We start from the raw sequence: 21,961 nt of genomic DNA on the forward strand, positions 1-21,961 counted from the left end.
ACTTTACAATAAAGTATACTTAATATCAGTAATTCATATAATTAGGAGTGGTTTCTATATTTAGAGAAAATACAAAAAGGATACTTCTGTCATTAGTAACAAATCCAATACTAATAATTGTATACGGGATTTTTTGTTATGAGTTGGCCTTATACTGTAAGTACGGAAGAATGAATTATAATATTTACATTTTGTTATTATGTATAGTACTTTTTATATCCATAACTACATTTACTACAATGCGGGTGATAAAAAATAGAGAATATAAATCTAAAAAATTAACAAATTCAATAGCATGGAGATCCATTTCTATTATCGTTATTGTTGCAATTACATCATTTTATGGGATGCAGATTTATAAAAGTGCAATAAATTACAATGGCAAATTGGCATGGTTTATAGAAAAGTTAAAACATGAAAGGTCAGTTAAACTTAAACATAATAATATATATAAATCTGGAGTAGAAGGTATTTTTGAAGATATAAATAAAAAATATCCTTTGCCAAAGAAATTGTATATGGCAACTGATTTTGATCTTACGTTTCATTCAGATGGAACAATCACAGCGTTTGATACATTTGTTTATGGGAAAAATGTTGATGGGAAAGAAGAAACTTATTTAATCTCTTATAATAAGAAGAAATCAGAAGATATTACTATAATACGAGATGGATACGCAAAGCCTGATTATAATGATGATAAATTAGTAGAACCTTTAATTAAAACGGTTAAGGCGATCCCAGTTAAGCAAACGGTCAAAAAATGGAATGAAAGTAAGTATGGGTTGATTTATTATGGAAAAAGAAATTGGGGATCCAATACAGAGGGAATTATTAATATTACTGAGGATGGTAAGGAGCAGAGTCTTAAAGAAGCAGCTTCTGATATCATTGGATATACTGTATCTATATTTGTCCCTGGAAAAGAGAAAGAGCTAGTCCCTGCTAGATATAATTTAATAAGTGACGCAAGTTGGAGTAAATCAAAGACGCCTCCAAAAGAAGATAGGCTTAAAGAGAAGGAACAACAAGATTTAAAGAATGAAAAAGAACAGTTTTTCCTATCGAAAGAAGTTGGTTATAAACTAAATATGACAGATAAAGCATTAGGGAGCGCCTTTTATTCATTAAGCAAGACTAGTGATGAAGGGAAAACATGGGAGGTTATCAATCCAGACCCATTTAATGGGGGGATTGGTAGTGTATCAGGAATCACTTTTATAAATGATAAACTTGGGTTTTTAGGAGCAATCAGGCCTTCTGGTAATGAAGGAGAGTTATATCGTACAGATGATGGGGGAGTATCTTTCAAAAAGGTAGAATATCCGCCGCATGAAGTGAAATTAGATCATACACAGTCCACAATAAGTCCTTTTGATTCTCCTAGTATGCCATATGAGAAAGATGGGGTTTTTAATATGTTAGTTGGACAAGGGGCAGATGGAGACTACAATGGCGATAGTAGTGCACTTTATCAATCAAAAGATAACGGAGAGACATGGGAATTTGTAGAAGAAGTGAAAAAGAAATAATCAGAATGTCTTTTTGAAAAATAAGGTAACTACTCAGCTATACATTTCATTTAGAAATTTGGTAAGGAGTATAATTCCAGCCATGAAGATAAAAATGGACCTATACCTCGCTGCCTTTCTTTGTTTTATTTCTTATGCTTACTATCAACGCTATATTTATAGAAAGGTATTTTGGTGATATACAAAAGTGGATTCGAAATATTACATGTTGCTTTGCTTTATTCGTAGTAGTTTTAGTAGCTCTACGGATAGGTTACTTTCGAATTCAAATATTTCCATTTTGTGTGTATCACTTCTACCTCAATTTTAAGATCCAGAGAAGGGATTGCTGCTTTTTCAAGGTGAAGTTTTGGGGCTTACGCAAATCACTGTTAGCTTTATAGTTAACCTTGTAATTGTATGTACAGCAAGTAAAATTGCAAAATGGTTTGGCACACGCCCGACGTGGCTACGAGTACAGCGTTGGCTTATGGCAAGTGTTTTAACGGTGCTTGCTGTACGTCTTGCTTTTGAACGTCGACAGTAAGAGCCTCTTTACCTTCAGTTTCTATAATATAACCTAATAAATATTAATATAATTTATGTATAGTAGATATTAACCTTATAAAATAAGGGGGGAATATTATGACTGAGACAAATGAATCTTCAGGAGTCAATTTGAAAAAAGATATGAAGTTTTCTATTATAATTCCTGCACACAATGAAGAAAAGTACATTAGAAAATGTTTAGATTCAATTGCAAAGGCATCAGAGGCATATAAAGAGCAAACGGAAGTTATAGTTGTTTTAAATCGTTGTACAGATAAAACAGAGGAAATAGCAAAATCTTATAATTGTATTACATTGAAAAATAACGATAAAAACTTATCTAAAATTCGAAATGCAGGGGCTAAAATAGCCAGTGGAGAAATAATCGTTACTATAGACGCTGATACGATAATGACAGAGTCTATGTTGTCTAATGTAGATAAATATTTAGCTTCAGGTAAATACATTGGTGGTGGGGTGAATGGGAAGTTTGAAAGAATATCTTTAGGAATATTTCTCTCCGCAATGTTAATCATAATCCCTTTACTTTTTAAGTACGGAGCTATATCTGTAGGGATTTTTTGGTGCTATAGAAAAGACTTTATGGCAATCAATGGATTTAATGAAAACATGCTTATGGCAGAAGATGCAGATTTCGCAAAACGTTTAAAAGAGTGGGGAAAGAAAAATAATAAGAAATTCGGTACTATTAAAAATGGAATGATAACTTCATGCAGAAGATTTGATACATATGGAGACTGGACTTTATTTAAAAATCCAAAAGTAATTTTAGCTTATCTAAAAGGAAATGATAGAAAATACGCAGATAAGACATATTATGATAACCAAGAAAGATAAAAGTGGAGAAAAGCGGCAGAGGATAGCTAGTACTTTTTTTAGATATGATGAGAATCCAACTTAATTTAATAGATATTATAAGAAAACCATCAATTTGATTATCCTTTTTCAAATTGATGGTTTTTATTTTTGAAATAAATATGTATTTTTTATAAAAATATTTTTTGACCCCCATAAAACTATGTATTCCTCCGAATATGTATAGTGAAGAAAATAAATAGAAGAAAAATGACTATGAAAGAATATAGAAGTATGAATAAAATTACTAGATTAAGTGGGCATCCAAAAAAAAGGATGAAATTACCAATGGTATAGAGGAGAGTTATTCAAGAATTGCAGATAAAATAGAAAAAGAATAAGCAAAACGAACGGTAGAAAATAAGAAAGTAGATAAAAATACAAACTTAACTTTAGTGCTGAGAGAAAAGGAAAATCATTAAGAAAACGTTGGGAAAAGTTAGACTCGAAAAATATAATTAACAGCAAGAAAACAAGACCGAAGAAAAGTACCAAGAAAATCTGGTTAAATGGTCACTTGTGCAGTGGCCATTTTGCTATTTGAAGGAGGCTGGGAGATTACAAGTGTTGAGTTTAGTAATGAAGATCTTAAGAAAACCGAAAATAGAAGATATCGTATGTAACATACAAAACAACGAAGAAGATAAAGAAGCGTTTATCGTACAGTATCAGCCTTTTATTAGAAAATCAATTTCATCTGTCTGCCGCCGATATATTACAGAACAGGATGATGAATATAGCATTGGATTGTTTGCGTTTAACGAAGCAATTGAACAGTATTCATATACAAAAGGAAAATCCTTTTTAGCGTTTGCTGATCTTCTTATAAAAAGAGATGTAATTGACTATATACGTAAGGAGTCTAAACATAACTTTGTCTTTTTAAAAGAAGATGAGCAAGAGGAAATGTTAGAAATGCAAGTGTCGCTTACGGAGTATATGAAAGAGATGGAAAATAGTAACCGTAAGGAGGAAATTCTTCATTTTCAAAGTGTGCTAGCTGAGTTTAAAATCACATTCTCAGAGCTTGCTAAAGAATCTCCTAAGCATCGTGATACACGTGAGCACTTAATAGAAATTGTGAAAATTATTATAAAAGAAGAGGAAATGATGGAAGAGCTGTTCCGAAAGAAAAAGTTACCGCTTAAACATATTGAACCGCGTGTTAGGGTAAGTCGCAAAACATTGGAGCGTCATAGAAAATATATCATTGCAATGTGTATTATCTTTGCAAACAACTATACATACATTCTTGATTATATAAAGGGAGGGAAGCATGATGAATAAAGGAATTGTGATGGATATAAAAAAGCATAGCGTAGTTGTTTTAACTCCAAATGGAGAGTTTATTACGTGTAAAAGAAAAGGGGATTCTTGCATAATCGGGGAAGAAATCTCATTTGATGAGCAAGAACAAAAAGCATCGTATTTTTCAATCCCTTCCTTTTTAAAGCCTGCATCAATACTTGTTGCTTGTTTTCTATTTGCAGTGCTGTTTTTCTACAACCAACCAGAAGAAAAAGTATTTGCTTACGTCTCAGTTGATATAAATCCAAGTTTAGAGGTGAGCGTAACAAAGGATTTTCGTGTTATAGATTTGCAGGCTTGTAATGATGATGGAAGGCGTATTTTAAAAGAATTGAAGCAATGGGAAAATAAACAATTGCAAGAAGTAATACGTACTATTATAAAGCAAAGTCAAGAGGATAAGTATTTAACGAATGATAAGCAAGTTATGCTAACAGCTGTTGCAAAGGACAAGGCACTAGAACCACTTTTGGAAAAGGCAATGAAAGAATTAAAGAAAGAATATGAGCTAAAACATATTACAGTTGAATATCAAAGTAGCACAATGCAAGTACGAGAGAATGCTAGAAAAGCTGGAATTGGCACAGGTGTCTATATAAAGCAAGAGAATGAGAAGAACAAATCGCTTACGCCTCCTGCCACGCCGTCTAATCCGGTGGAAAACGAAGAAGAGGTGCAATCGCAACCGAAGTCATCTCCTGATGCAACAATGGATTTGTCTCCCGTACAAGAAAAAAAGTATGAGAAGCAAGAGCATAAAGAACAAAAGAAAACAGAGGAACAGCCATCGAAGCAAATAAAAGAAAACAATGGAAGAGGATCTCAGCAAGAAAATAGAAGGAATCAACAGGAGAATAACAGTAGAGAAGCTCAACAAGGAAATAATGGGAATGAGCAAGGAAACAACGGAAGAGGACCTCAACAAGGGAATAATGGGAATGAGCAAGGAAACAACGGAAGAGGACCTCAACAAGGGAATAATGGGAATGAGCAAGGAAACAACGGAAGAGGACCTCAACAAGGGAATAATGGGAATGGGCAAGGAAACAACGGAAGAGGACCTCAACAAGGAAACAACGGAAGAGGACCTCAACAAGGAAATAATGGGAATGAGCAAGGAAACAACGGAAGAGGACCTCAACAAGGAAATAATGGGAATGAGCAAGGGTACAACGGAAGAGGACCTCAACAAGGAAATAATGAGAATGAGCAAGGGAACAATGGAAGGGGATCTCAACAAGAGAATAGGGGCCACCAACAAGGCAATGAAAAAAAGAATCAATAGAATTTGGAAGTGAGAGATTCAATTTAAAGCTAAAAGGATTTATCTCGCTATTGTGGGCAGTAAAACTCCCATCTCAAAATTCAGCTAAGGCAAAGAAGTTAGATGGGAGTTGGGCTGCTTATAAATGTTAGATTGGTGAGGCTAATTAAAGTTTCACTTTATTATTCTATAGTTCTATTAAGAAGGAGTATGTGAAAAATATAATGGAGAAAAACATTCAACAAGAGAAAGATAAAGAAAAACCTGTTTTTTATGATCCGAAAGGAAGGAGAAACATAGCCTTTATTTGGTTTCTATGTATCTCAATAGTTAGTGTAGGTGTTGTATTTTATTTTTTCTTTCAAAGTATTTTTTCAACACCAGAAATTCCAAACATGAATCCTACTGTAAAACAAGATACGAAACTTGTACCAATTAATCAAAAACTTAGTGAAGAGCAGTTAAAGAAGGGAGAATTCAAGCCAAATACCGAAATGAAGGATAATAAAAATTTGGTGAATTCGACAAACGATAGTAAACAACGTAAAGAAGTGTATGGTTTTTATGTAAACTGGGATGAAAATAGTACAGCGTCTTTAAAAGAAAATATCAATTCATTAACCACGTTAGTACCAGAATGGTATCATTTAAAAGAAGATTTAACGATTAGAAGTGAGATAAAACCTGAGATTGTAAAACTAGCAAAAAAAAATCATGTGAAAATTATGCCGTTACTTACTAACTATACAGAAAAAGCTTCTGGCCCTGATAGTGATCTTATCCATAAGTTACTGAATTCGCCGAATGATGTGAAGACGAAATTTATTAATGATTTAGTAAGCGAAGTTAAAAAGAGTCAGTTTTCAGGTATTAATATTGACTTTGAGGCCGTACCTGAAAGTGATAGAGAAAACTTAACAAATTTTATGAAAGAACTTACTACGGTCTTTCATAAACATGATTTGCTCGTTACACAAGATGTTCCAGCTAATGATAAGGCTTTTGATTATGGTGCATTAGCAAAAATAATAGATCGTATGATTGTAATGATGTACGATGAGCACTATGGAGCGGGGGAACCAGGACCAATTGCTTCAAATAAGTGGTTCCAACATACATTGAATGAACTGAATATTCCGTCTAATAAACTTATAGTTGCTTTCGGTAACTACGGATATGATTGGGAAATAAATAGTAAAAAACCTGCGAAGTCTTTAACTTTTTCAGAAGTTATGACAATGGCGAATGATTCCAATATGAAAATTCAATGGGATAACATGAGTGGAAATCCTTATTTTAGATATAAAACAGGAGAGAAAGAACATACTGCTTGGTTCTTAGACAGTGTTACTCTCTATAATCAAGTGAAAATCGCAATGGACAACAATGCAAAGGGGTTTGCGTTATGGAGATTAGGAGCAGAAGATCCTACAATATGGAAAGTTTTAAAAAATCCGATTGAGGCACAAAAAAATCCTGATGTATTACATAAAATCACTAGTTTAGATGAAGTGAATTATTCTGGACAAGGTGAAATTTTACAGATTGAGAATGAAAAGCAAAATGGATTGAGAGATTTTAAAGTAGGCAAAGATGGTTATCTTACAGATGAAGTATATCAATCTTTACCATCTGCATACGAAGTGCAACGATATGGAAAACCGAAAGGGAAACAAGTAGTATTAACATTTGATGATGGACCAGACCCGAAATATACGCCAGAAATTTTAGATATATTAAAAGAGAATAAAATAAAAGCTGCTTTTTTTGTCCTTGGTGAAAACGCACAACTAAATCCTAGTATTGTAAAAAGAATATACGATGAAGGGCATGAAATTGGCAATCATACTTTCAAGCATCCTAACGTAGCTGATACGTCTTTACTACGAACAAAAGTAGAACTTAATACGACGCAACGTCTGATCCAGGAAATAACTGGGCATTCTACAGTTTTGTTTAGGCCACCATACGAAGCGGATGCTAACCCGGATTCCTCAAATGAAATAGTGCCTATTTTACGGGCACAAAATATGAACTATACAATGGTAGCAGAAAAAGTGGATCCTGAGGACTGGGCAACACCATCAACTAATGAATTAGTAAAGCGTGCTCTTAATCCCGTTTATAAGGGAGAAGGAAATATTATTCTTCTCCATGATGCGGGAGGGAATCGTACCCATACGGTAGAGGCGTTGCCGATCATTATTAAAGAGCTTAAAAAGCATGGATATAGTTTTGTAACAATTTCAGATTTAATGAATAAAGAACGAGATGAAATTATGCCCCCAGTTTCTTCTGAGGGTGAGCAATATTTACTTTACAATAAAGCTGTCTTTTCAGGGGCGGGATACTTTAAACATATATTAACAACTATTTTTTATATTGCTATTGGATTAGGGATTTTTCGATTCTTATTCTTAATTTATTTTGCATGGAAGCAAAAAAGAAAAACGTTATCTCGCTCTATTAATTCGTCCTACCAACCTTTTGTTAGTGTTGTCATAGCAGCATATAATGAAGAAAAGGTGATAGCTAAGACAATTCGCTCAATTTTGGATAGTAAGTATGGAGAATTTGAAGTTATTGTTGTGGATGACGGATCGACAGATGGTACGTCAAAAGTAATGCAAGAAACATTTTATAAACACCCTAAAGTTCGTTTCATTCAGAAAGAAAACGGCGGGAAATCATCGGCAATGAACCTAGGGTTTCAACAATCTCGAGGAGAGATTATTGTCACATTAGATGCGGATACTATTATTGCGCAAGACGCTATTTCTCTCATGATTAGACACTTTGAAAATCAGAATGTAGCAGCAGTTTCAGGTAATGTCAAAGTGGGAAATAGACGAAACTTGTTAACTACTTGGCAACATGTTGAGTATATTACCGGGTTTAATTTAGAACGTAGAGCTTTTGATGAGTTAAATTGTATTACAGTAGTTCCAGGAGCTATTGGAGCATGGCGTAAAAAAAATGTAGTTGAATCTGGATATTTAAGTGAGGATACGTTAGCAGAAGATACGGATCTTACTATTACATTTTTACGTCAAGGATATAAAATTGTATATGAAGAAAAGGCCTATGCTTTTACGGAATCACCTGAAGATGTGAAAAGTCTAATTAAACAGCGATATCGTTGGTCATATGGTACACTCCAATGTCTTTGGAAACATCGAAAAGCAGTGTTTCATACAAAACATAAAACGTTAGGATTTATTGCATTGCCTAACATGTGGTTATTCCAATATGTTCTGCAATTCATTGCTCCTTTTGCAGATATTTTAATGATTATGGGGCTGTTTGGTAGCAATCCGCTAAAAGTGTTAGGGTTTTATCTTATATTCTTTTTATTAGACCTTTTTGCATCTCTGTTTGCATTTAAATTAGAGAAAGAGGACCCTAAACCGTTAGTGTGGTTAATTTTACAACGCTTTATTTATCGTCAATTTATGACTTATGTTGTCATTAAATCTATATTCTCATCTATTCGAGGCGTAGCGGTAGGATGGAATAAACTAAAGAGAATGGGGAGTGTTAAACATTCCACGGAACATAAGGAGGCATCATAAGAGAGCAGACTATCTGCTCTTTTTTTCATTGATTTTAGTTAGTTGAATGTAGAGTTGTAGCATAAAAACTGGTGTTTCTATAACGAGATTCCTATTCATCATTAATAGTGAGACATTATGTTAAGCTAATCTTTTAGTTTCGGATTAAAGTTTTTTTATATTTTTTTAAAATGACGGACACAAAAACGCATATACCTTCGAATTATATATATGGATAACATAAATATGTATATAAAAGGGGAGAAATAAGATGAAAGAAAAAAAAGAAATGTTTCAAGAAATCGCTGAGGTGTTAAAGGTATTGGCGCATCCAGTTCGTCTATCTTTAGTAAAAATAATGCTTGCAAAAGGTCCTACTAATGTAACAACAATGTATGGGGATTTGGAAATGCCTCAAAGTACAATTAGTCAACATTTATCTAAACTAAAAGCTGCTAAAATGGTTACAGGTACTCGGAAAGGATTAGAAATTTATTATGAGGTAACTGACAATCGCACAAAATCAATATTAGCATGTTTAGTTTAAATGCTGATTTCTAGACGTCAAAATTAAGAAAAGGATAGGAAAGCAATTCTATGGAGAGAATTTTTAAGGTTTTTACACAAGTGAAGATCTGAAGTAAAGTTCCTTAATAAATAAAATAATTGTTTGAAAATATGGTATAAAACGGAATTTTTATACCATATTTTTTAATATCTGTAATAAAAGGAAGAATGTTTTGGTTTCAATTTATACGCTATCTTTATAAATTTTGATTACCTTAAACGTTTGACAAACTAGCAATAGGTCTGGAGTCAAAGTAAGTCCACACAGGCTTAATTCCTAAGTGGAAAGATCAACATGCTCAATATGCAAAAAAATATAACTTAAATCCTCTGCATCCTAGATTTTGCAAAATTACTTGTTACCTTATTTATTAAAAAAATCAATTAAGGAACTATTTAGTGAAAATAAATTGTTCAGTTAAAGGTGCATTTTATAGAATGTAAGAAAAGGTCTCAATTTCAGTAGACACGTGGATTCGCATACTGATAGAATAAGCGAAAATATAATAAAGGTGGAATGGATTTGAGAAAAAGGTTAGGATGCTTACATGCCCATTATTCAAATATAGAATATATAGAAAAGGCACTTACCTCATTTAACATTGAATTAATCCATTTTGTTGACCCGGCATTAATGTATCAGGTTACATCCAATGAAAAATTTCAAGAATCAGATGCTCAATTTAAAGTTAAAGAGCAAATAGAATGGATTGCTCAATGTAATGTTGATGCTATCCTTATTACTTGTACAAATTATATTGCAATTTTACATGAAGACCAAGACTTAATATCAGTGCCAATTATTAAAATTGATGTACCTTTCTTTGATTACATATGCAATATACAGCAACCTCAGACAATTGTTTTTACAAATCCTGCAACTGTTGAAGGCACAGTAGAACGTCTTAAACATCATGCTAATAGCCTTCAAAAATCTTTAGATTTAGAGGTTGTTGTCATAAATAGTGTTTTTGAATTGATAATGAAAGGATTAAAAAAAGAATACAACCAAGAAGTTACAAAGTTCTTAAATCAAATCATTAAAGATGAAAAGAAATTTATCTCTGTTGCTCAATTATCTATGGTTGATGCATCTAAGCAAGTTGAGTATAAAACATCTAAGACTATTATTACTCCATTGAATACATTGGTATCTTACATTGTTAATAAATTAAAATTAGAGAAGAAAAATTAGTGGTAGAAGACAGAGGATTTGGAATTATATATGGCTTTCTATCAATTTTCCTTGGGTTAGGTACTGTTATCCTACATAATGTTTGGACACTTAATTGGCAGGGACTCATTACACTTATTGCATGGCTCGCACTATTAAAAGGGATTTATGTAATTGCATATCCTGAACCATCCAAGAAAACCGATTTCGAAGTAAGGGTACTATCTACTCGTATAGTGCTTGCTATCCTTTGTGCTTTATCTTTATGGATGCTTATCATACTTTATATGAAATAGAGAAAAATATTTTTGATTATGAGAGTATGTAGGTGGGAGTTTTTTGTAGTACATCAGAGCGGAATTTTATAGTTAACTGTAAGTTTAATATTTTTCCCTTGTGGACATGTTTTTATAAATAGTGAGATGGGCAAAACGAAAAGAATCCTAAATAAATAGGATTCTTTTCGTTTTATAAAAGTGAATTTATATTGTATCACTAATACGGTTGATAATCGTTTTTCAGGAATATTCCCAGTTATCTATCTTGGTATACTCAATGTCGGCAATGTGACCATCTGGTCGAATCAAAATGGTATCTATATTTTTTAACTCAGAATCTTGTATTTCTCCTACAACTACCTTTATGTGCGAATCAATATTCATTTTATTTATCTTATCTATATAAGAAGGGTGTATTAATAAAATAAAGTTACCATCTTTCATTAATTCAAAGAGTTTATAACTTTTCTTATTTAGAGAAGAAATAGTGAGATTTTTACATCTTTTTCCTATCAATGGATGTCTTTCTGTATCGTGCATCGATGAATACATTACCCCTAACCCACTTACTCTTTCAGATAAATCGTGATTTATCTCGGGATATGTAAGTAAGTGCGAAAATAAATCCCTTAATTCCATTCCTGCGTTTGAAAAGTTTATCATTAATTGTTCTTGCGCTTGTACTTCCTTGAAAAATTGTTTTCCCACAGCATGTCTTTCAATATGATAACTTTCTAATAGACTTTCATATTTTTTTTGTTTTATTGCGAGCCCTAATTTCCAGCCTATATTAAAAGCATCTTGTAGGCCTACATTCAAACCTTGTCCTCCAGCAGGGAAATGAATATGTGCTGCATCCCCTGCTAAGAATACACGCTTATGTTGATAAGTATTTGCTAGTTTGGTTGCATTGCCAAAACGAGAAAGCCATATTGTGCTCTTAATTTGAAGATGTTCACCTGTAATACTATAAATACTATCTATAAACTCTTTTTCTGTAACAGCAACATGAACGGGTATTGTCTGATTCTTAGGATCAACAATTGCAAAACGAAATACATCAGGTGTAATAGGTACCATCATTAATATCCCATTTATATTAGAAGTAGATAAAAATGGAGTATCTGGTATATTTTCTAAAATAACATCACCTAATATAGCAGTAGTTGTTGTGTTTGTTCCATTAAACGGTATATTTGATAATTCACGAACTTTACTTCTTGCTCCATCAGCTCCTATTACATATGGAACTTCTATTTTATATATTGTTTCTCTTTGTTCTATTTCTAGTTGTACGAATGTTTCATATTGTTTTAAGTCTTTCAGAGTATGCCCACGTTTAATGACTACACCTAATTCTAATGCACGTTCTTCTAATATTTCTTCTGTAATAGATTGGGGAATAAAAAGTGTATACGGAAAATCAGTATTTAAATTTTTAAAGTTTAATCTTGTATCTAAGGCAGCAAAATGACTTGTATTTAATTTCTTGCCTCTAGCTAAAAATCGATCTGCAATACCTCTCATAGCCATCAATTCTAAGGAGCGGGGGTGTAGTGTGAGTGCTCTAGAATTTCGTACCCGGTCTAATCTTCTCTCTAAAACAACAACTTTTACGCCTTGAATAGCTAATTCACATGCTGCCATAAGCCCAACTGGACCACCACCAACTACCGCTACATCATAATAATTGTCCATATCATGCCCTCCATTTATTTAATTGTTTAAGAGCTAATGTGAAAAATTGTAAATAGATTTATAAATGCTATCTATTGTACATATATAATTATACTTCATTTTAGTTTCCTTGGAAACTAAAATGAAGTTCCTAGGAGAAGTCTACATAGTTGTAGTTAAAGCTATATAGCGTGTCTGCAGCAGTAGCCATTGGGTAGCATTGATATGTAATGGCGTTTGCATTAAAGGCTGCAGCTTCTTATGCTTGTGCTATTTTTACTAAAAATGCTACTGCTATAGTTCCATGTGGGAGTTGTAAAGGTCTTTCCGCTATTCGTAGTTTTAATGAGGTAGTAGTGGTTTTAACTCGACTTCAAATAATTCGCTTTCCATTTCATTAAGTGCATACATTGATACAGGATGTGGAGAGGTATTAGATAATATTTGTGATGAAAGAAGTTCTCCTGATGATGAGTAAAATGTAACAAACACTTGTGAAAATGGAGGGACCATAATGATTACACGGTCAGTTTTTTGTAACGTATTAACCAACTCCAAAATAATATAGTTTTATAAAAAATAATAGATAAATATAAAGATATTATTATGGGTACTTTTCTGATAGTGAATTAAGAAAATTAATAAACTCTTTATTTTATTGTAAATAATTTAAGAGCACACAAATATGCGCGCTCTTAGAGTAGAAAGGTAGTTTTCTATGAGTAGGGAGTCCCCATATAATAAAATATGCTTGTACAATTCAAATGTGAGAAGTTTTTTATAAAAATGCTATTTGGTAAGTCTATGTGAAAAATCAGCTTGTACAGGAATTCTTTGCAAAGTATTTTGTGTGCAGTCATGATTATTAAAGTTGATGAGAACTGTTATTCGACTAATAAAACCACATCTCAAATTGTTGACTATATGTCTAACAACTAGGATGCGGTTCAATTAATAAAAAATGTCCGAGTAAAATATAAGGTGAAAAGTATAGGATACTTTTGTTATAAAGATATAGATGAATGTTATTGTTTTTTACTTCTGAAAGATTTGGGGTTCTAAATTACGAGTTGTTGGAGTCCCTCTAATATAAAATTTCAGTAGAAATATTGAACTACTAATATGAATGTAGAATATTTAATAAAGACGGTAATGTTTTTTTAGTCATGTAATCTTTTCATTTGATGATCTTTCCCCCATTCACATAATTCATCCATAATTTGCATTAAAGATTTTCCGTATTCACTTAGTGTGTACTCAACCTTTGGTGGAACTTCTTGATATGCAGTACGATGGATAATACCATCAGCTTCAAGTTGCCGAAGTTGTTGTGTAAGAACTTTTTGCGTAATGTTTGGAATTTCTCGTCGGATTTCATTTGTTCGCATTTTTCCATCTATTAAGACACATAAAATATGAACTTTCCATTTTCCACCGATTACATCGAGTGTAGTTGCAATTGGGCAGTCATCATTTTGATTCATATAACACCTCCACAGGTACTTTAAGGTTCCTATAGCACTTTAAAGTACGTACTTTTCAATTATATGTGACTCATTCATACTAATACGTAAAGGGTTGAATAATTTATAAAGGGGATGAAAAAAGATGAAAACACTTGTAATTGTAGCACATCCTGATATTGAAAAATCAAAAATTAATAAAAGATGGATTGAAGAACTTGAGAAATATTCGGATGAAATTACGGTGCATGAATTGTATAAAGTGGCACCGAATTGGGAGTTTAATATTGAAGAAGAGCAAAAGTTATTAGTAGAACATGACAGATATATATTTCAATTTCCGCTTTACTGGTACAGCTCACCACCATTATTAAAAAAATGGTTCGATGATGTATTAACATATGGATTTGCGTACGGATCTAAAGGAGATAAAGTGAAGGGGAAAGAATTTGGTGTAGCTATTTCTATAGGTGGATTAGAAAAAGACTATGAAAATAGTGGAATTACAATGGATGAGTTGACGAAACCATTCCAAGCTACATGCTTATACACAGGTATGGAATTTATACCTTCCTTTTATTTATATGGTGCAGAATATAAACTAAGTGATGAAGAGATTGATAAAAGTGCACCTGAGTATGTGCAATATGTGATGAACAAGAAGTATTCTAATATATAATGGGAAATAGCCATTTACTTGTAAAGTAAATGGCTATTTTATATTCTTCTTATATTCACTAAGTGTAATCTTTAGTAAATTAATATTTAATCTGGTAAAATAAAAAACCTAACATATATAAAGGGGAGTTTTACTTGAGAACGATGCGACAATTATTACAAAAGAGAGCAATGCAATCACCAAGTTTGGAAGCGCTTGTAGGGGGGAAGAAAAGATATTCGTTTCAGCAATATAATGAACGAGTAAATCAGTTTGCACATTATTTGTTACATAATGGTGTGCAAAGAGGAGATCGTATAGGAATACTATGCAAAAATAATCACCCATTTCCAAGCGTTATGATGGCAAGTTTAAAAATTGGAGCGGTATTTATTCCGCTAAATCATCAGCTGACTGTTTATGAATTAGAAACGATTGTAAAAGAAGCGAAATTAAAAGTGTTAGTTATTGATGAAGAATTTAGTGAAGTGTTATTAAAGGTTGATGCTGTTAAAGAAATTCCTTATGTAATTCAAACGACAAAAGAAGGCTTTGGTTCATTTGAATTAGAGTTGCAAAAACAGCCAACGACAGAACCGAACGTAGAAGTTCATGAAGAAGACGATGCCATTTACTTGTTTACATCAGGAACGACTGGACAGGCGAAAGCATGTGTAATTGGACATAAAAACTTACATCATTATTTTGCTGAAATTGCGGGACAAAGAGAAATCCCAGCAGGTGAACGCTTTTTATCTGTGCATCCATTGTTTCATATGAGTGGCGTGCTTTCTATTTTAAATTGTATTTATCATGGCGTTACGATGATCTTCTTAGCTGATTCGAATCCTGCTCTTATTTGGGATAAGATTGAAGAAGAGAAAATTACTACGATGCTTGCTTTCCCAGCCGTTTATAGCTACATGCTTGATGAACTACATAAAAAAGAACGTAACATTTCAACCTTTAAAGTAGCACAAAGCGGTGGTACAAAAGTGCCAGAAACACTCATTCAAAAATATATGGAAAAAGGCATATATATGGTGCAAGGCTATGGTAGTACAGAAGGTTGGGTTGTAACCTCATGGCATCCAATGATGGGAAAAGAAAAGATGTCTTCTGTAGGAAAGACCTTGAAAAATGTAGAGGTGAAAATTGTTCATCCGGAAACAGGACATGAACTAACAACAAATGAAGTTGGAGAGATTCATGTGAAAAGTCCATACATGTTTAAAGGATATTGGAATAATGAAAAGGCGACAAAGAAAGTAGTAAAAGATAACTGGTTTAACATGGGTGATGCTGGCATGATAGATGATGATGGATTCCTGCATATTATGGGAAGATATAAAGACGTTATTATACGCGGTGGTGACAACGTATATCCAGATCAGGTAGAAGATGTTATTCATGAAATACATGGTGTTTTAGAAGTTGCAGTAGTTGGAGTTCCAGATGACTTTTGGGGAGAGGTTCCAAGAGCTTATCTTGTGAAGGATAGCGAAACAACATTAACAGAAGAAAGTATTCTTCAGTATTGCAAAGAGAAATTAGCAAGTTATAAAATACCAGAAGTAGTATTCATAGATGAGTTGCCGAAAAACGCTTTAGGAAAAGTGTTGAAGAGGGAATTACGAGATGCAGTTCTTGTGAAATAGAAAATTATGAAACGATGGAGAACCCAGTTATGTATAAAGCATGACTGGGTTTTTATGTATCAAAAACATAATAATTTACTAGATTTTGTATTTTGTGTAAGATGATAAAGAATATTCAATTAATAATTCGAGGGATGAAATTAAATGAAGCTACCGTTATTAGAAGTAGAGACGGATAGACTCATTATTCGTCCATTTCAAAAAGGTGATTATGAAAGTTGGTTAGATGGATTTAACAAGAGACTGCCATCGCAGTATAAATATGACGATTGCTATCAAGTTCTGGCATCATCAACAAAAGCATGGTTCACGGAATGGGTAAGAGGTTTTGATGAAGCAGCACATAGAGATGAGATGTATGTATTAGGCATTTTTCGTAAAGAAGACGGAGCTAAATTGGAAAGCTAGAGCTAATAAAAATTTTACGTATGGACTATCAATGGGTGATGATGGGATACTCGATACATAATCAATATTGGAGAAATGGATATGGTGTTGAAAGTGTGAAAGCTGCGTTACCGTTATTTTTTAGTAGCCTTAATTTTCATAGAATCGAATTACATATATGTGTTGATAATGAGCCATCAGTGCGTCTTGCGGAAAGAGCAGGCTTTTCATTTGAATGCAAGAGAGAGGCGTTTTCATTAGAGAATGGTAAGTGGATGGATTTTCTTATTTATTATAAAAATAAGGAGATGAATATATGAGAGTGTTTATTACAGGTGGCAGCCGCGGGTTAGGATTACAGTTAGTAAAAGTATCTTATGAAAATGGGCATATCGTTTAGCCATTAGTTAGAACTGAGGTTGCGGTAACGCAATTGAAGCAAATATTTAGTGGTAGATGTTTTCCTATAATGGCAGACTTATCGGCTGATGAGAGTACGGAGCAAATTAAGAAGCAGCTTGAGGAATATACAGAGTATGTTGATCTAGTTATAAATAACGCTGGCATTACTGGGAAGGAGACTGAGATTTTACATACAAATTCAGAAGAGTTAACGAACTTATTTAATATTCATTGCTTAGGTGTAATTCGGGCTGTAAAAGGTACATATGTGGCGTTGGCTAAATCGAATCATCCGAGAATAATAAATGTGTCCTCTCGATTAGGATCATTACATAAAATGGCGAACAAAAAGTTTCCGCAAGGCCAGTTCTCATATTCATATCGAATTGCTAAAGCTGCACAAAATATGTTAACACTCTGCTTACAACAAGAGTTTGAGAATAAAGGAATTCGTGTAACTGCCATTCACCCAGGAAAATTAAAAACTGATATTGGTGCCTTTGATGCGAATATGACTCCGGCTGAAGGAGCAAAAAATATATATGATTGGGTAATAGATTTAAATGAGGATATTTCAGGAAAGTTTATTAAGCCTGGTGTGGGGGAATTGAAGTGGTGATATACGATCTTGCAATCATTCAGAATCTATTTGGCCCTTCTAAAAAAGTATTAAATGGCTTACCAAATGCAGTAACGATTGAAGAGATAGAAGAGAATGTTCTTTATGATGTACAAACTTATAAAGAAAAGATAAGTAGATTTGAAGAAGTTTGTTTTAATTGGGAGTTAAAAAGAGCGAGTATTGTATTAAACAAAAGGTTTAGTAGTTATAAATCAAGTGTGAGAGTGTTACTTGATGCCGGTTTTTCTTTGTATGCCGCAAAGATAGAAGTATGTAGAGAATTGAACAATGTAGAAGGACCTGAAAGACAATATACATATCGATCAATAGCAGAAGGAACGTTAGCGGAAAAAGAATTTAAATATATTTGGGAACAATGTATGTCGGGTTCAGGGAATCAAACTTCAATTTTAACTATCGATGAGCATTTTTATTCAGTGCAAACAGAGTTAGGTACGGGCTGGGAAAAGTCATGTATTGTTTTTTATGATAAAAATGAGCCGATTGGTATGTCCATACCGCATATAGAAACTGGAACAGAAAGTGAAGGACGATTATTTTATTTTGGGGTAATGCCTTATTATCGCGGGAAAGGAATTGCTTCCCATATGCATCTTCAATCGTTGCATATGTTAAAGGAAATGGGGGCTACTTATTACATTGGAAGCACACATACTTCAAATGAAAAGATGCAGAGGATATTTTGGAGAAATAATTGTTCGTTGAAAACGAAGATAGAGCTTTATTATAAAATCTTTAAAGAAGGTTAGGAGAAAAGAAAATGAAGACTATAAACGTATTTCATTACGACGCATTTACGAATAAACCAAATAAGGGAAATCCAGCAGGTATTGTATTAGAAGCAGATGGGTTAACGGAAGAGGAAATGCAAATTATTGCTGAAAAAGTTGGATATAACGAAACAACTTTTGTTCTTTTCTCAGAAGTAGGAGATATAAGAATGCGCTATTTTACACCTGGTTTTGAAATGGATTTATGTGGTCATGGGACAGTAGGGACGATATTTGCCTTGCGCGAAAAAGGTTTATTAGAAGAGAAAAGTAACCTTACGATTGAAACGAAGGCTGGGATTTTACCGATACAAATAGGTGTAAATGAAAATGGAGAAACCTTTATTAAAATGAGACAGGCAGCACCTCAGTTTAAAGAATTTACAGGTTCAAAAGAAGAATTAGCTCAAAGTATCGGTTTAGAAGTAAATGATTTAGATGTAAGTTTACCGATTGTATATGGAAGTACTGGTAATTGGACTGTAATTGTACCGATTAAAAATCTTAATGCATGTGAGAGAATGACACCTAATAATGCTGCATTTCCATCAGTATTAAAAGAAATACCTAATGCTTCTATTCACCCCATTTGTCTAGAAACTTATGATGAACTAGCACAAATGCACGGCCGTCATTTTTCATCAGCTTACGCTGGGACGATTGAAGATCCAGTGACAGGAACAGCTTCAGGTGTAATGGGAGCGTATTATGCGGAGTATTTAGAGAAAGATTTTGAACATGAATTGGGTTTAATCGTTGAGCAAGGACAGGAAATAAATAAAGATGGTCGTGTAACTGTTTATGTAACGAAAGGGATAGAAAACGAAAAGTTACAAATAGATATTGCTGGAACAGCGGTGTATGTAAAAGAGTTTGAAATTTCGATATAAAGTGAAACTTTAATCAGTGGGGGTCTTACTGCTCGGTGAATAGCGCGATAAAAAAGAAAGCCCGGAATACATCCGGACTTTCATTATCTGTTCAATACTTCAATGTACGAAGCATCTCCAGTTGTTCTTAAAACGGAGCGGAAATTATTATTTTCTAACGCCTTAGCAACTTGTTGTAACTGCTGTGCATCATCATGATGAATAAGTAAGCTGTCAGCACCGCTTTCCTCTATATGAATGTGTTCGACATTTCCGATTGCATCATGTACAGCTTTTAAAAATTCAGGTTTCATATTGTCCTCCTATATGTATGTAACGTTGTAATTTAGTATTTCCTTATTTATGAAATATAAAAGTAAATGAAAGGAGAAATAAAAATGAATATAAAGCAGTTTAAAGAACATATAACATCACTATTTGGAGAGCATCTTCATAAATATGGCGATGATGAATATGGTTTTACTTATATAAGTAAAGAAGAGTTTCACAAAATCGGTTACACAACAAATTTAACGTTAGAAACTATTGAAGAAGCGTATCGAAATGGAGTCGATATGATAGTTACACATCATGCGCCGTGGAGTTTTTTATTTGGTATGGAAGAGGCTTGTATTGAGAAATTGAAGCAATATGAAATGAATCATTTTTGGATTCATTTGCCGTTAGATTTTGTAAAGTTTGGCACGTGTACATCGTTATTTAACGAAATTGGGATAGATACAATACTGGAATATTCAACCTATGAGGAAGAAGAACTACCGGGAATAGGAGAATATAAAGAAGCGATTCCTTTTTCAAACTTAGTTGGAAAACTTGAAGAAAAAATGGAAGAGAAAGTGAAGAGCTGGAGAAATCACGATAAACTAGTAAAACGGATTGCGATTTTAACCGGTGCAGGAAACAACACAAATTTGATTGAGCGTGCATTAGAGAAAGGGTGTGACACGTACATAACCGGTGAAAAAACATTATATACAGTTCAACATGCGAAATTTAAAGGAATTAATTTAATTGTAGGCAGTCATACGTTTACAGAAGTGTTTGGTGTAGAAAGTTTGGCTCATAAGTTAAAAGAAAGAGATAATTCAATAGAAATTACTAGATTAAATGAAGATCATTTGGAGTGAAGAAATCACATCGCATTACCATAAATGGAATGAACTATATAATGGAATATTGAAGGAAGCAGTTGCAGTGAAATAAAATTATTTTTTGTTATATTAAGATTTTTAGGGGAAATTCCCTTATGTTTGTCAAATAATAGTAAAGTTGTCTTTTGAATTAAGGGAATATTCGGAGTTGAAGGGTGAGAGAATGGACATTTCAATAATCACTGCACAACTAGTTAAGGAAAAAGTTGTTTCACATTATCCAAATAGCGTAAAAGCATTAAACGGGGGAACGACAAGTACTATATATTTGTTAGATGAACAATACGTTATAAAGTTGAATGAATCGGATGTCATACGTGAAGAAGCTTATTTTCTTCAGTTTTATAAAAAGGACGAATTATTTCCAAAGCTTTTATATAAGGAACCTTTAAATCGCTATATTGTTTACTCATTCCTTGAGGGCACAACTTCTTGCAAACTAGGCCATAAACGGAGTGTTCTTTGTAAACTTGTAAAGAAAGTTATCAATAAGTATGAAGTAGCTACAGAGGTTGATAGCTGGGGATGGAAAGAAAATCCGGTTCAATCTTGGAATGAATTTTTAACAACAAATGTGATAGAAGCTCATGAAAATGTAAGATGTTACATAAGTGAAGAAGAGTATAGAACGGTTCTTAAGTTAGCAAATAGGGACGCTGGAATAAATCAGCCGTTTTTATTACATGGTGATCTTGGATTTCATAACTTTATATTTAAAGAGAATGAGCTACATGGTGTAATTGATCCTTTACCATTGTTAGGAGATCCTATATATGATTTAATTTATGCGTTCTGTTCAACCCCGGAAGATTTAACAAAAGAAACAATCGATTATGCGATGAAACAATGTGTATTTCATAAAAAAGACCGTGATTTATATGAAGAAATAGTCATAGGATTATATTTGCGTATAGATACATGTTTACGGCACCACCCGAAAGATTTAGAAAATTATTTAGCAGCTTGGCGTTATTGGATGGGTGAGGTTGAGGTGCCTTTATAGTACAAATATTTTGGGGGAGATAGTGAGATGAATGTTGCAGAAGCGAAAAAGGATTTACTGTAATGCCATTATTGGTTACAGTTGTCTATTTACTTACTTTTATAAGTTTATTAATTGAAAATAAAAAAGTAGATCATTATCAACAAAAATCAGCTTAATAAAAATATAGGGATAGGGGAAA

Annotated in this window: 17 protein-coding genes and 6 pseudogenes; 19 read left to right on the top strand and 4 right to left on the bottom strand. The window is 33.1% G+C overall.

From position 1 onward, the window contains the following. Positions 1–47: 47 nt before the first annotated feature. The 10 genes and pseudogenes from ACTFRH_RS11875 to ACTFRH_RS11920 form a co-directional block, all read left to right on the top strand. Positions 48–1,532 (top strand): WD40/YVTN/BNR-like repeat-containing protein, encoded by a 1,485-nt coding sequence (locus ACTFRH_RS11875; protein WP_074593070.1) that lies wholly within the window; start codon positions 48–50, stop codon positions 1,530–1,532. 107 nt (positions 1,533–1,639) lie between these two features. After that, positions 1,640–1,792, top strand: a pseudogene (locus ACTFRH_RS11880) (DUF3963 domain-containing protein); the annotation flags it as partial. Next, positions 1,789–2,058: pseudogene (locus ACTFRH_RS11885) on the top strand (LysE family translocator); the annotation flags it as partial. The pseudogenes ACTFRH_RS11880 and ACTFRH_RS11885, both read left to right, overlap by 4 nt. A gap of 98 nt (positions 2,059–2,156) precedes the next feature. Next, complete coding sequence (locus ACTFRH_RS11890) at positions 2,157–2,918, top strand: glycosyltransferase (RefSeq protein WP_000141001.1); 762 nt, start codon at positions 2,157–2,159, stop codon at positions 2,916–2,918. 582 nt (positions 2,919–3,500) lie between these two features. Next, positions 3,501–4,223, top strand: coding sequence for an RNA polymerase sigma factor SigI (gene sigI, locus ACTFRH_RS11895; RefSeq protein ID WP_002181307.1), 723 nt, complete (start codon positions 3,501–3,503; stop codon positions 4,221–4,223). Continuing rightward, on the top strand, positions 4,213–5,529 hold the full coding sequence (locus ACTFRH_RS11900; RefSeq protein WP_440048749.1) for an anti-sigma factor domain-containing protein: 1,317 nt from the start codon (positions 4,213–4,215) through the stop codon (positions 5,527–5,529). Before sigI ends, ACTFRH_RS11900 begins: the two co-directional genes overlap by 11 nt. A gap of 203 nt (positions 5,530–5,732) precedes the next feature. After that, on the top strand, positions 5,733–9,080 hold the full coding sequence (locus ACTFRH_RS11905) for a glycosyltransferase (protein ID WP_000414289.1): 3,348 nt from the start codon (positions 5,733–5,735) through the stop codon (positions 9,078–9,080). A 250-nt stretch (positions 9,081–9,330) separates the two neighbouring features. Further along, positions 9,331–9,606 carry an ArsR/SmtB family transcription factor gene (locus ACTFRH_RS11910; RefSeq protein ID WP_000660065.1) on the top strand — a complete coding sequence of 92 codons (276 nt, stop codon included), beginning with the start codon at positions 9,331–9,333 and terminating at the stop codon, positions 9,604–9,606. A 537-nt stretch (positions 9,607–10,143) separates the two neighbouring features. Next, positions 10,144–10,821: a hypothetical protein gene (locus ACTFRH_RS11915; RefSeq protein WP_003302066.1), complete on the top strand. Its 678-nt coding sequence runs from the start codon at positions 10,144–10,146 to the stop codon at positions 10,819–10,821. Beyond that, positions 10,812–11,096, top strand: a pseudogene (locus ACTFRH_RS11920) (hypothetical protein); the annotation flags it as partial. The gene ACTFRH_RS11915 and the pseudogene ACTFRH_RS11920, both read left to right, overlap by 10 nt. 222 nt (positions 11,097–11,318) lie before the next feature. Here ACTFRH_RS11920 and ACTFRH_RS11925 read toward each other — a convergent pair. From ACTFRH_RS11925 to ACTFRH_RS11935, 3 genes are all read right to left on the bottom strand, one after another. Next, on the bottom strand, positions 11,319–12,776 hold the full coding sequence (locus ACTFRH_RS11925) for an FAD-dependent oxidoreductase (RefSeq protein ID WP_000371165.1): 1,458 nt from the start codon (positions 12,774–12,776) through the stop codon (positions 11,319–11,321). A gap of 321 nt (positions 12,777–13,097) precedes the next feature. Continuing rightward, positions 13,098–13,313, bottom strand: coding sequence for a hypothetical protein (locus tag ACTFRH_RS11930; protein ID WP_157405320.1), 216 nt, complete (start codon positions 13,311–13,313; stop codon positions 13,098–13,100). Positions 13,314–13,915: 602 nt separating this feature from the next. Then, a complete protein-coding gene (locus ACTFRH_RS11935) occupies positions 13,916–14,239 on the bottom strand; it encodes a winged helix-turn-helix transcriptional regulator (protein WP_001072961.1) in 324 nt (107 codons plus the stop codon). A 124-nt stretch (positions 14,240–14,363) separates the two neighbouring features. On the opposite strand from ACTFRH_RS11935, the gene ACTFRH_RS11940 reads away from it, so the two are divergent. From ACTFRH_RS11940 to ACTFRH_RS11965, 6 genes and pseudogenes are all read left to right on the top strand, one after another. After that, entirely contained in the window at positions 14,364–14,897 is a 534-nt protein-coding gene (locus tag ACTFRH_RS11940; RefSeq protein WP_000855231.1) for an NAD(P)H-dependent oxidoreductase, read from the top strand. 143 nt (positions 14,898–15,040) lie between these two features. Then, a complete protein-coding gene (locus tag ACTFRH_RS11945; protein ID WP_003302073.1) occupies positions 15,041–16,534 on the top strand; it encodes a class I adenylate-forming enzyme family protein in 1,494 nt (497 codons plus the stop codon). A gap of 144 nt (positions 16,535–16,678) precedes the next feature. Next, a pseudogene (locus ACTFRH_RS11950) lies at positions 16,679–17,241 on the top strand (GNAT family N-acetyltransferase). Continuing rightward, positions 17,238–17,942: pseudogene (locus tag ACTFRH_RS11955) on the top strand (SDR family NAD(P)-dependent oxidoreductase). The pseudogenes ACTFRH_RS11950 and ACTFRH_RS11955 overlap by 4 nt, the downstream one beginning before the upstream one ends. Continuing rightward, on the top strand, positions 17,939–18,715 hold the full coding sequence (locus ACTFRH_RS11960; RefSeq protein ID WP_002164109.1) for a GNAT family N-acetyltransferase: 777 nt from the start codon (positions 17,939–17,941) through the stop codon (positions 18,713–18,715). Before ACTFRH_RS11955 ends, ACTFRH_RS11960 begins: the two are co-directional and overlap by 4 nt. Positions 18,716–18,726: 11 nt before the next feature. After that, on the top strand, positions 18,727–19,626 hold the full coding sequence (locus ACTFRH_RS11965; RefSeq protein ID WP_000849315.1) for a PhzF family phenazine biosynthesis isomerase: 900 nt from the start codon (positions 18,727–18,729) through the stop codon (positions 19,624–19,626). Positions 19,627–19,709: 83 nt separating this feature from the next. Here the strand turns inward: ACTFRH_RS11965 and ACTFRH_RS11970 are convergent, their stop codons facing one another. Next, the gene (locus ACTFRH_RS11970) at positions 19,710–19,919 is read right to left on the bottom strand and encodes a hypothetical protein (RefSeq protein WP_000801652.1); all 210 of its coding nucleotides are present in this window, start codon (positions 19,917–19,919) and stop codon (positions 19,710–19,712) included. 84 nt (positions 19,920–20,003) lie between these two features. Here ACTFRH_RS11970 and ACTFRH_RS11975 point away from each other — a divergent pair, with 84 nt between their 5' ends. From ACTFRH_RS11975 to ACTFRH_RS11985, 3 genes and pseudogenes are all read left to right on the top strand, one after another. Next, a complete protein-coding gene (locus ACTFRH_RS11975) occupies positions 20,004–20,753 on the top strand; it encodes a Nif3-like dinuclear metal center hexameric protein (RefSeq protein ID WP_001022436.1) in 750 nt (249 codons plus the stop codon). A gap of 187 nt (positions 20,754–20,940) precedes the next feature. Beyond that, positions 20,941–21,780 (top strand): aminoglycoside phosphotransferase family protein, encoded by an 840-nt coding sequence (locus ACTFRH_RS11980; protein ID WP_000355257.1) that lies wholly within the window; start codon positions 20,941–20,943, stop codon positions 21,778–21,780. 41 nt (positions 21,781–21,821) lie between these two features. After that, positions 21,822–21,938 (top strand): annotated as a pseudogene (locus tag ACTFRH_RS11985) (DUF7010 family protein); the annotation flags it as partial. Between the last annotated feature and the right edge of the window lie 23 nt (positions 21,939–21,961).

Source organism: Bacillus cereus group sp. MYBK216-1 (assembly GCF_051916495.1).
Lineage (GTDB): Bacteria > Bacillota > Bacilli > Bacillales > Bacillaceae_G > Bacillus_A > Bacillus_A thuringiensis_K.